General features: G+C 28.0%; 10 protein-coding genes and 1 tRNA gene. 9 read left to right on the forward strand and 2 right to left on the reverse strand.

The window, feature by feature from the left end; translation table 11 throughout:
* Positions 1 to 47 precede the first annotated feature (47 nt).
* The 7 genes from PHEL85_RS08480 to PHEL85_RS18335 all read left to right on the forward strand — a co-directional run bounded on the left by PHEL85_RS08480 (position 48) and on the right by PHEL85_RS18335 (position 8,679).
* Positions 48 to 3,086, forward strand: a complete 3,039-nt coding sequence (locus PHEL85_RS08480) for an N-6 DNA methylase (RefSeq protein ID WP_036823939.1) — start codon at positions 48 to 50, stop codon at positions 3,084 to 3,086.
* A complete protein-coding gene (locus PHEL85_RS08485; RefSeq protein ID WP_036823941.1) occupies positions 3,087 to 3,815 on the forward strand; it encodes a hypothetical protein in 729 nt (242 codons plus the stop codon).
* 17 nt (positions 3,816 to 3,832) lie between these two features.
* Positions 3,833 to 5,398: an AAA family ATPase gene (locus PHEL85_RS08490; RefSeq protein WP_036823943.1), complete on the forward strand. Its 1,566-nt coding sequence runs from the start codon at positions 3,833 to 3,835 to the stop codon at positions 5,396 to 5,398.
* The gene (locus PHEL85_RS08495) at positions 5,391 to 6,074 is read left to right on the forward strand and encodes a hypothetical protein (protein ID WP_036823945.1); all 684 of its coding nucleotides are present in this window, start codon (positions 5,391 to 5,393) and stop codon (positions 6,072 to 6,074) included. Before PHEL85_RS08490 ends, PHEL85_RS08495 begins: the two co-directional genes overlap by 8 nt.
* Before the next feature lie 78 nt (positions 6,075 to 6,152).
* Positions 6,153 to 6,944 carry a hypothetical protein gene (locus tag PHEL85_RS08500; RefSeq protein ID WP_036823948.1) on the forward strand — a complete coding sequence of 264 codons (792 nt, stop codon included), beginning with the start codon at positions 6,153 to 6,155 and terminating at the stop codon, positions 6,942 to 6,944.
* Between the two features lie 12 nt (positions 6,945 to 6,956).
* Entirely contained in the window at positions 6,957 to 7,103 is a 147-nt protein-coding gene (locus PHEL85_RS17755; RefSeq protein ID WP_156109152.1) for a hypothetical protein, read from the forward strand.
* Complete coding sequence (locus PHEL85_RS18335) at positions 7,090 to 8,679, forward strand: recombinase family protein (RefSeq protein ID WP_410477249.1); 1,590 nt, start codon at positions 7,090 to 7,092, stop codon at positions 8,677 to 8,679. The genes PHEL85_RS17755 and PHEL85_RS18335 overlap by 14 nt, the downstream gene beginning before the upstream one ends.
* Here PHEL85_RS18335 and PHEL85_RS08505 read toward each other — a convergent pair.
* A tRNA-Met gene (locus PHEL85_RS08505) sits at positions 8,639 to 8,711 on the reverse strand. The two genes, PHEL85_RS18335 and PHEL85_RS08505, sit on opposite strands and share 41 nt — an antisense overlap.
* A 171-nt stretch (positions 8,712 to 8,882) precedes the next feature.
* Between PHEL85_RS08505 and era the strand changes: the two genes are divergently transcribed.
* Positions 8,883 to 9,767 carry a GTPase Era gene (gene era / locus PHEL85_RS08510; RefSeq protein ID WP_036823951.1) on the forward strand — a complete coding sequence of 295 codons (885 nt, stop codon included), beginning with the start codon at positions 8,883 to 8,885 and terminating at the stop codon, positions 9,765 to 9,767.
* Here era and PHEL85_RS08515 read toward each other — a convergent pair.
* Positions 9,764 to 10,288: a hypothetical protein gene (locus tag PHEL85_RS08515; protein ID WP_052108511.1), complete on the reverse strand. Its 525-nt coding sequence runs from the start codon at positions 10,286 to 10,288 to the stop codon at positions 9,764 to 9,766. The genes era and PHEL85_RS08515 overlap by 4 nt on opposite strands.
* 81 nt (positions 10,289 to 10,369) lie before the next feature.
* On the opposite strand from PHEL85_RS08515, the gene der reads away from it, so the two are divergent.
* The gene (gene der, locus PHEL85_RS08520) at positions 10,370 to 11,680 is read left to right on the forward strand and encodes a ribosome biogenesis GTPase Der (protein WP_036823953.1); all 1,311 of its coding nucleotides are present in this window, start codon (positions 10,370 to 10,372) and stop codon (positions 11,678 to 11,680) included.
* Positions 11,681 to 11,724 lie beyond the last annotated feature (44 nt).

An 11,724-nucleotide genomic window follows, 5' to 3' on the forward strand; every position in this document is an offset into this window, starting at 1 on the left:
ATTTGTAGATTAGGTGCAAATTATTTAACAGGGTATTTTTAAGTGAAATGGATATTGTAACAGATTTTTTTTATGAATTAGGCTTTAATCTTGATAAAGATTTATTGCCTAAAAAAATCGTTATTGAAAATTCATCAAAACTTAATAAAAAATTAAAAAACTCAGCCTTTTTTTTTGATAGCCCTAATCAAACCAATACTTCTTTTTATTTTATAAATGAGATACTAGAAGAAAAAGAATTAAAAGAAATTAGAAAATATATCTGGAATGAAAACAAAGCAGACCTACTTTTCTACTTAAAAAACGATAATCTAACAAAACTAGTTCTGCAATATGCTAAAGTGTCTCCAAATGTTTCTGATAATGATTGTGAACTAGATCGTTTTAATATTTCAATTGAGGAGCAAGAGAAGTTAGATAAAATTCAACGCTGGAAATTTGATAGTGGTATTTTTTGGACTAACTATCAAGAGTTTTTGATTAAAAGTAAAAAATTCAAAAGCATTGATAAAGAGTTAGTCGGAACACTTGAGGCTCTTAAAAATCAATTAAACTCTGCTTTTTCTTTAGTTTCAGATAATACCGAAAAGAAAGAAGAGTATGTCCAAGCCTTAATTGACAGAACACTTTATATAAAGTATCTTGAAGATAATCATATTATAAACTCTTTTTTTTATGAACATCATTTTAAAGACAGCGAAGTAGATTATAAAAAGTTACTATTAAACACGGATAGCATTGGATTAAATAAATTGTTTGAAATAATTCATAATATTTTTAATAATGAGTTGTTTGAAAAACCAACAATCCCGAAAAAGTATCTAAACTCAAAAATCTGTGGATTAATACAAGATTCTTTAAACCATAATATTGAAGTTGGGCAATTACGTCTTTTTGACTTTAGATTTGATATTATTCCTGTTGAATTTATCAGTTATATTTATGAAATATTCTTGACTGATAAACAAAAAGAAAATGGTATTTATTACACTCCTAAAAAACTGGCACAACTTATAGTTGATGATATTATTGTAGAAGATGAAATTGGTTCCGTTTTAGACCCATCTTGTGGCTCTGGAATGTTTTTAATTACTGCTTTTCAACGATTATTAGAGAATAGCAAGGAAGAAGAATTAAAAGATGTTGCCTCTAGGATTGAATTTAGGACTAAACTTATAAAAGATAATATTTTTGGTATTGAAAAAGAATTAACCGCCCAACGCTTTACACTTTTCTCATTATCCTTACAATTATTCAGAGGGTTAGAAAAAACACAGATAAGAGATTTTATCGCAGATCAATTAAAAAAGAAAGGTCAAGTTGAATTGTTTAAAAAACATTCTTTTTTCAATAATATACAGCACGCTAATTCTCTAGAAACCGACCTCAATAAAATTCCACATAAAGACAAAACATTTTCCTATATAGTTGGTAATCCTCCGTTTTTTGAAGTTAAGAATACTGATGAATTTAAAATAGAAATTAGTTTCATCGATAAGTTTACTTATAAAAATGACACCACTAAATACAATGCAAAAGAAGTTGTTGGGAAACATCAGATTTCTCAATGTTTCTTCATTAAAATAAAAGATTGGAGTAATAAAAATACCAAATTTGGGTTTGTTTCAAATAGTTCCAATTTTGATAATGAGAAATCAAAAGATTTTCAAAAATTCTTTTACAGCGAATATGGCATCAAAAAAATATATGAATTATCAAGAGTAAAAAAGATATTATTTGAAAATGCCTCTGAAAGTGTTTTGGCATTAATCTTTTCTAATCAAAAAAATCATTCTGGATTAATTAAATATTACCCAGTTAAAATGGGTTTATTTTCAGAGAAACCTTTCAACTTACTAATTATTAAAGAAGATGAATCTTTTATAATAGAACAAAATGATTTAATAAATAACGATTTTGATTTAAGAGATTTTTTAATTGGAAATTATCTTGACATTTCGTTAATCGATAAACTATCAGATAATAATTCATTAGAAGATTACTTATCTAAAAACAATAATTACTCTAGTTTCAAAGGCTTAGATGGAGTTGAATTTAACAAGTTAAAGAAGCATTACAATCTAATTGACAAAAAAATAAATTCAAAAGAAAAAGTAGAACTATACTATCAATATGCTTATGATAAATTTTTGTCAAAAACAAAAACTGATACTAACAATACTCCTTATCTATACAGACCAGACGGAAAGATTAGTAAATTTATAATTAATAAAATTGATGGATACACCAATAAGAAACATATCATAAATGACAATTTTCAAAGGACTAGAAACCACTTTATTTATGAAGAAGAGAACATCTTATTGAATTTATTTGGAAAAAAAATAAATGCCGTATTTGTTAAAGAAACTTTTTATTTCTCAAATCTATTATTTGGTTTAAAATTAGAAGATAAAAATTATTACTATTTATTTACAGCAATAATCAACTCTAAAGTCATCGATTACTTTTTAAAACAGAAACATCAAAAACGATTTGGCAGTAATTTTTCATACTTAAATGTAAGCGCAATAAAAGAACTTCCAATCCCAAAAGAATTAAACAACAATACTGCTTTTGAAATTTCAAGAATTAGTAAAAATCTTACAGATAAAGAATGTAAGTACAATGATGAGGTTCAAGATAACTTAAATGAATTAATCTTTGATTTATATGATTTGTCCTATTTAGAAAGACAGAGAATTAAAGATTATTTTCTGAATAAGAAAGCAGTAACAAAATCTAAAAATGAAATTGGAGATTATATTGAAACTTTAGAATCTTCTATTAATATTTTTCTAAAAAAACCTGTAACTTTTGAGAAAGAACACAATACAGGCTTAGGCTTACTAGCCATAAAAATTAATTTGAATGACACTTCTGACACTCCATCAGCAAAGAAGACAGGTTTATATTTACTCAATGAAATTTTTGAGCAAAATCCACAAGAAAACTTTTTAGCATCTCGTGAAAAAATTTGGGGTAAAGATTGCATCTATATTATTAAACAAGATATAAATACTAATTGGACTAAAACTAAAGCGTATGAAGATGGTCAAGAGGTACTAAAAAAACTTATGAAATAGATGGAGAAGAGAGAGTATATTAAAATTGTAGAACCATCTTCTCCAATGCCAACAAACACAAATCATCTAAAAGATTTGAATGACAATTTTTGGAAAGAATGGGTTTTTTATTATTTGCTCGATTTCTATAAAAACCATTCAAAATTAGAACTTCAAACAATAATTAAAGAGGAGCAAACAAGAAAGCACCCAAGACCTGAGAGAGAAATAACAAAATATATAAGAAAGTATCTTAGAGATAATATAAAGTTCAGTTTACGCGGCTTTAAAGTATTTGGAGAGGTAACTAATGACGAAGATGTAGAAGGCAATTATGACATAACTTTAATTCATTCATATTGGGAAAACGAGTTTTATTTTGAATGTAAGAATTTAAGTCTTGATTCTAAAAAGTCCCACATTGACAAATATGTTTATACTAAAATCTATCCGAAAAACAAACCTCCAAAAATGGATGGTGGTGTTTATCGCTATTTTAACGGAAAATATGCACAAAATCAAAATTTTGGAGGTCTATTAGGCTTTGTATTGGCTGATGATATAAAAAGTATTAAGGATAGAATAATTCAAAAATTAGATAATCAATTTGACACTTCCCCTAATGGAGATTTAAGACAAATAATTAATAAATCTATTCTAGCAAACGATTTTACTTTCGATAGTATTCACTCTCGTTTTAACAAGGACTTCACTTTACATCATTTGCTTTTTGAATTAAATAAAAATTAAGTTTAACATTAAGTGGGATGGAAAAAAGTATAATACAAAATGGTTTTAAGTTAGATTCTTTAGAAGTTAGAGACCATCCTATTTTAGGGAATAATACATTTAACTTCTTAGATAAAGAAGATGATTCTAATTCAATATACTTTACTGTTTTAATTGGGTCTAATGGTACAGGAAAAAGTGAATTGTTAAAATTAATTCTTCATCTATTCAGAGGGGTTTATCTTATTGAGGGGAATAGATTTCGTGTTAACTATTTTTTTGCTTTAAAGTTCTGGAATAGTGGCTATTTATTTGAGTTTAGCAACAATAGAGACATTAAGTTTGTTGACATTACTAATAAGAAGTCAAAATATCCATCTCCTAACTTTTATTTGAATAATAAAACTATTGAAAGAGAAGAATTTATAAATGCTTTTCCGTCTAGTATTATTGCGAACTCATTAATGCTAACCGATAAATTTATAGCACCTAGAAATGGACGAGAACAAGCAGATTTTCCTATCTACAAATACCTTGGAGTTCGTAATAGACCACAACAAGCAAGTACTAGGTCTTATGTTCGTAAAACAGTTGAATTTATTGTAGAACAATTAAATTCGGAAGTATTTAAAGAAGGCATAACTAACCTATCAAAATTTTTAGGTTTTAATGGTTCTGTTGAAGTTCGGTATAGTACAATTTATACTAAAAAGTTTTATACTGGAAATTTAAAAAAAGAGGAGTTAGAAGATTATTTCTACAAAATAGATGAGCAATATAAAAACTCAACGGTAACCCCTCCATTTAAATTAAACTATTTTAAATCTTTAACAAAAGAAGATGGAGAATTAGATCGGCTAGTTTTTTTCATTAACACACTTTTTAAAACAGATAGATTAATACCAGTATATAGAAGCACTAAAAAAGAACTAAGTTATAGGGTTGATAACAAACTTGAACATAGTTTACTAAAAGAGGAATATGAACACCTCGATAAGTTACGAAAATTAGGATTGGTAAATCCTCCAAGTGTTAATTTCATACATAATGATAAGCCTTTAGGAATACAGCAAACGAGTTCTGGAGAGTTTCATTTTTTCTCCACTATGGTAGGGTTAATGGCGACCGTTAAGCCAGGTAGTCTAATTTTAATTGATGAACCTGAAATAAGTTTGCATCCGAACTGGCAAATGAAGTATTTAGCATTTATTAGAAAACTCTTTAATGAACCAAAGTATAACACTTGCCATATTATTATTGCTACTCATTCACATTTTTTAATTTCAGATTTACAAGGAGCGTCTTCAAAAATAATTGGACTAAAAAAAACTAACACTAAAATTGAAACCTTACATATCAACACCAACACATACGGTTGGTCAGCAGAAGAAATACTTTTAGATATTTTTCAAGTTCCTACCACTAGAAATCATTTTGTTTCTGAGCGTATTGGTTCAATACTAGATGAGATTGCAAAACCCGATAAAGACACTAATTTAATTAAACAAGCAGTTAAAGATTTACAAGATAAAAATATTGACAAACTATCTAATGAAGACCCTTTAAAGGAAATAATCGATAAATTAATAGAAAAATATGGCTAGTCTAAGTAAACTATTAGACTATACTCTAGTCAATAAAACATATAACATACTTGCCGATGAGCAACTAACTATTAATAATAATCCAACATATTTAAAAGAAGATTGGGATAAAAGTGTTTTTACTACATTAAAAGGGAATATCCGCAAACATTACGGGCGTAGGCAAAATAGAAAGTGTGCGTATTGTAGATTGACTATAAATCCAGATGCATACGGAAATGCAATTGAACATATAATGCCTAGAAAACATAAACCTCAATGGATGTTTGTTCAACACAATCTTACAGTTGCTTGTATTGGTTGTAATTCTTCTAAAGGTTCAGATAATACAATGATTAGTCACGAGAATAATTATGGTCATAATGCAAATCATTGTCCAAGTAATTCTAATGAATTTAAAATATTCAACCCTCATTTTGATAAATGGTCAGACCATTTTGAAATTCAAGATAAATTCTTTCTTGTTCCAAAACCAAATACGAAAGGACCTGCAACTTACAAATTTTGTAATATGCACCGATACCAAATTGTACTAGACTATATTGATGTTTTAAATTCTCGAAAAAAATCTTTCAAATCAATAACTGGAAGATTAAGAAAAGAAAAAAGAAATTATGTTAAAGTAGAATTAGAAAAAGCAAAGGAATCTATTCTTGATTTTATTGAAAACTCTTAAATATAACGCATAGTTCCTTAAAATATTAAATTTGTTACACTAGTGTAATTTTTATATCTTTGTTGAAATTTTACACTAATGGATATTAAGAAACTGAATAAACTTTCTCCAAAAATTAAGAGGAAAGCAATAGAAGAAGAACTAGAACATATTCCTGCATCATTTTTTGAATTTACAAATAACGAAATCTCTAATTACAGCCTGAATGAAACTAAAACAGGAATAAATACAAACGTTTCTGCTAGAGTAATTACAAATTGGTTACAAAAAGATGTAATCAAAATAGATGATTCAGATATTGGTAAAGTTAAAAGATTTAATAGGCTAGAAAACATTTGGCTAAATGTTGTAATTGATTTAAGAAAGTTTGGCATACCATTAAATTCACTAAAATATATTAGAACTCAACTATTCGATTACTTAGTAAATGATTACTGCCTATTTAAGTTAAAAATATTACAATCAATTATAGATAGTCCTGAATATCTAGTAATTAATGATAACAATGAAGTAGGGTTTTATCCATACCAAAGTTATGCGGATAAAGTAGCAAAAGGGCGATTATATTCGCATATTAATCTTCGCTTTATTAACTATATCCAATTAGAATATCCAAACAATAAATTCAACATTGATTTTGGTATTAAAAATATTGATGAAGATGTTGAAAAAGTAACTCTATTGTTTTATCTAAAAACAAATGATTTTAAAGAAATTAGAATTGTACTTTCTGATGGAGACACTAGATTAATAACAGATTCATCTGACTTAAAAGTTAACAAAAAGTTATTAAAAATTGTACAGGATTGGAGATTTAAATCAATAACAGTACAAATCAACGATGAAGTCAAATTCATCATTGAAAATTAAACTTATTTTGCTATGGTTACATTTGAAAAAGGCAAAAGAATATTACAAGCAGGTGGCAAAAAAGTATCAGATGAAAAGGTAAGGCAAATTATGGATGAGTTATACAAGTTTGCAAGTATAATTGATGATGTTAAAATGATTAAAGATGAAAAACCTTAAAGGAAAGTCAGTAATATTATATACACGAGTAAGCACTACCGAACAGAAAGAAAATGGTCACAGTTTAGATCAACAAGAAATTTTACTGAAAAACTTTTGTTCAAAAAATGAGATTAAGATTATCAAACAATATGAAGAAGATTACTCTGGTAAGAATTTTCAAAGACCAGAGTTTAAAAAGCTAGTCGAATTTTCAAAGAAAAATAAAGTAGATTTAATTTTATGTTATAATTGGAGTAGATTTTCAAGAAATGTATTTTCATCCTATCAAGTTATAGGCGAATTTATGGATAGAGGAATAGAAATAAATACTATGACTCAATGGATTAACTTTAAAGACCCTACTCAATATAATATGCTTGGTCTTTTCTTATCTCAGCCATATGTTAGTAACCTAATAAGAAGTAACGACACTAAAAAAGGGATTAATGGTGCGTTAAGAAGTGGACGATTAACAAGCAGAGCACCAATTGGTTATTACAACGATAAGGGGTTGAATAAAACTAAAAAACCTTTGATTCAATTATGTCCAGAAAAATCCCCCTTAATTAAACTTATCTTTGAGAAATATGCTACTGGTAACTATACCCAAGAAATTTTAAGAAAGGAGTTCGTTAAAAAAGGGATTAATAGAAGTAAAAGTCAGTTCAGTAATATGCTCTCAAATATAATTTATATGGGAAAAGTATTTGTTCCTGAATATGAAGAATTACCTGCTGAAATAATCACAGGACAACATCAAGGAATAGTTGACGAATTAACTTTTCATAAGGTTCAACAAGTAAAACTTAATAGAGCCAACTGTCGGATAAATGCAAAGAAAAACAGTAAACACGAAGAGCAACTACCTCTAAGAGGAGGAATATTAAAATGTGCCAAATGTAATTCTAATTTAACTGGAAGTCCATCTAAAAGCAGAAATGGAAATCATCACTATTATTATCATTGCAATTCAAGAAAAGGTTGTAAAGAGCGTTTTAAAGTAGAGATAGCACATAATGAACTAAACAAAATCTTAATTGCTCTAGAGCCTCAAAAGGAAGTATTAGAGTTATTCAAAGAGATACTTATTGACAAATACAAATCTAGTAAATCAAATAAAATTAATATTTTAAAAAAATTACAAAGGCAAAAAAAACAGATAGAAGATAGATTGGATAATTTAACTGAAAAATTTGTAGAAGGAATTATTGACAAAGGGAGTTACAATCGACTAAGAAATGATTACAATAATCAAATAAATGATTTAACTCTAAACATAGATGAACACTCTAACTACCAAAAGGATATTAGGATATATGTTGATTTTGGAATACAATTCCTTACTAGTATTAATGTTTTTTACAAAAAGGCAAATACAGAAATTAAAAGAAAAATAATTGGTTCGATATTTTCTGAAAAATTAGTTTTTGAAAATAAAAAGTATCGAACCGCAAAATTTAACGATGTAATTGCTCTTATTTTCAACAGTAACAAAGGATTAAGTAGTGTTGAAAATAAAAAAAGACACGAAATTTCTAACGTGTCTTACTTAGTAGCGGGAACTGGACTCGAACCAGTGACCTTCGGGTTATGAGCCCGACGAGCTACCTACTGCTCTATCCCGCGTTGTATTCTCCAATTCTTTCATTTTTGCTATTAACATTGCGATTCATAATGTCGCCGAAATTATTGGACTGCAAAGATACAACACAATCTAATTGTTTTCCAAACTTTATTTTAATTATTTTTTAATGCTCTAAATTCTAATCACCTACAAAAACTAATTACCTTTGCAACATGACACATAAAGCTGGTTTTGTAAATATTATTGGAAATCCTAACGTAGGTAAATCAACATTAATGAATGCTTTGGTAGGTGAAAAACTATCTATTATCACTTCAAAAGCACAAACTACAAGGCATCGTATTCTTGGAATTGTAAATGAAGACGATTATCAAATTGTTTTTTCTGATACTCCTGGAATCTTAAAACCTGCCTATGAATTGCAGTCTTCCATGATGGATTTTGTAAAATCTGCCTTTGAAGATGCAGATATACTTATCTACATGGTAGAAATTGGTGAGAAGGAATTAAAAAATGAAGCTTTCTTTAAAAGAATAATACATAGCGAAATTCCTGTTATTTTATTATTGAATAAGATTGATAAATCTTCTCAAGAGGAAGTTGAAGAAAAAATAGAATACTGGAGAAACAAAGTTCCTAATGCAGATGTTTTTGTAATTTCTGCACTAGAAAAATTTAATGTTCCTGCAGTTTTTGATAAAATTAAAGAATTATTACCAGAAGGACCTGCTTTTTATCCAAAAGACCAATTAACAGACAAGTCTGAGCGATTTTTTGTAAATGAAAAAATTAGAGAAAAAATTCTAATGCATTACAAAAAAGAGATTCCTTATTCTGTAGAAGTGGAAACAGAAGAGTTTAAAGAAGAAGAACATATTGTTAGAATTCGATCTGTAATTATGGTAGAGAGAGAAACTCAAAAAGGAATTATTATTGGACATAAAGGTTCTGCTTTGAAACGTGTTGGTGCTGAAGCAAGAAAAGATTTAGAAAAATTCTTCGAAAAGAAAGTATATATAGAACTTTATGTAAAAGTTAATAAGAATTGGCGTAGTGATAAAAGTCAACTAAAACGTTTTGGGTATAACCAGAGTTAGTGATTGATTACTTCTATCATAAAATCATGCAAACTTTTCATTTGATCTTTACCTGTAGCTCGCCCTACTTTTCCTAAGAAATATAATAGAATCCAAAATAAGGGTAAAAAAATCATCATTAATAAAGGAAGAAGAATAGACTCTTTTAATGATAAATTGCTAAAAAGCATTACCGCAAAACCTAGAAAGGAAATTCCTATTACAAAATGCACAAACATAAAGAGTGTCCAAACTTGAGGTTTAGGTCCAAACAATCCTTTTAAAAGAGACGTTTTGCTTGTTTTTTTTATAATTTCTAAGTGTAATTGTGGAGACCAAAAATGCTCATCTTTCTTTGAAACACGTATAAAAACATGTCCATCAACAATACTGCCTAAAAACTTACAATCATCACTTTTAAACTCATTAGAAAATTGTTTTAATATTTCTTCATGATTATCTTCTAAATCAATTGTAAACCTAGGACGCAGAAAAACTTCACTATTTCTCTTCTCAATTAAGACATGTTGCTTTTCTTTCATAAAAATCAATTTTATAACTGTTTCAATTTACAATAATTTATCATATAGTAAATTGTATCTTTGCAAAAAATTTCAATTCAAATGAATAGTATCGTTGCCATTGTAGGAAGACCAAATGTAGGAAAGTCAACACTTTTTAATAGATTGGTACAGAGAAGAGAAGCTATTGTAGATTCTGTTAGTGGAGTTACAAGAGATAGACATTATGGAAAATCAGATTGGAATGGAAAAGAATTTTCTGTTATTGATACTGGTGGATATATTACTGGTTCTGATGATATTTTTGAAGGAGAAATTAGAAAACAAGTAAACCTTGCTATTGAAGAAGCAGATTTAATAGTTTTTGTAGTTAATGTTGAAGATGGTATAACACCCATGGATGCTGAGGTTGCTAAACTTTTACGCAAAGTAAAAAAGCCAATTTTTACTGTAGTTAATAAGGTTGATAATGCAATGCGTGAGCCAGATGCTGTAGAATTTTACAATCTAGGTTTAGGAGAATATTATACAATTGCTTCTATTAATGGAAGTGGAACTGGAGATTTATTAGATGCTTTAGCAGAAAAAATGCCAGCTCCTGAAGAAGTAGATTTAGAAAAAGAAGAGTTACCTAGGTTTGCTGTAGTTGGAAGACCAAATGCAGGGAAATCTTCATTTATAAACTCTTTAATTGGAGAAGATAGAAACATTGTAACCAATATTGCAGGTACAACTAGAGATTCTATTGATACAAAATATAATAGGTTTGGTTTCGATTTTAATTTAGTTGATACGGCAGGAATCCGTAAAAAATCTAAAGTAAAAGAAGATTTAGAATTTTATTCTGTAATGAGAGCGGTTCGTTCTATAGAATATTCTGATGTTATTATTTTAGTTGTAGATGCTACTCGTGGTTTTGAAGGACAAGATCAAAATATATTTTGGTTGGCAGAAAAAAACAGAAAAGGTATTGTTATCTTAATCAATAAATGGGATTTAATTGAGAAAGAAACCAACACAATGCGAGATTTTGAAGCTATGGTTCGAAAACAAATTGAACCTTTTACAGATGTGCCAATTGTTTTTATTTCTGCTTTAACAAAGCAACGTTTATTTAAAGCGATAGAAACTGCTGTAGAAGTTTTTGAAAAAAGAAAGAAAAAAATACCTACAAGTAAATTGAATGATGCAATGTTAGACATTGTTAAAAGTTACCCACCACCAGCTACAAAAGGTAAATTTGTGAAAATTAAATATTGTATGCAATTGCCTACACCAACACCACAATTTGCATTTTTCTGTAACTTACCACAATACGTTAGAGATCCTTATAAACGTTTCTTAGAAAACAAATTAAGAGAAATTTACGATTTTACAGGAACACCAATAACAATTTATTTTAGACAGAAATAGAATTATTCTGTAACTTATGTTACCTTTTCACGTCTAAATGTATA

It is taken from the genome of Polaribacter sp. Hel1_85 (assembly GCF_000766795.1).
In the GTDB taxonomy this organism is placed as follows: Bacteria; Bacteroidota; Bacteroidia; order Flavobacteriales; family Flavobacteriaceae; genus Polaribacter.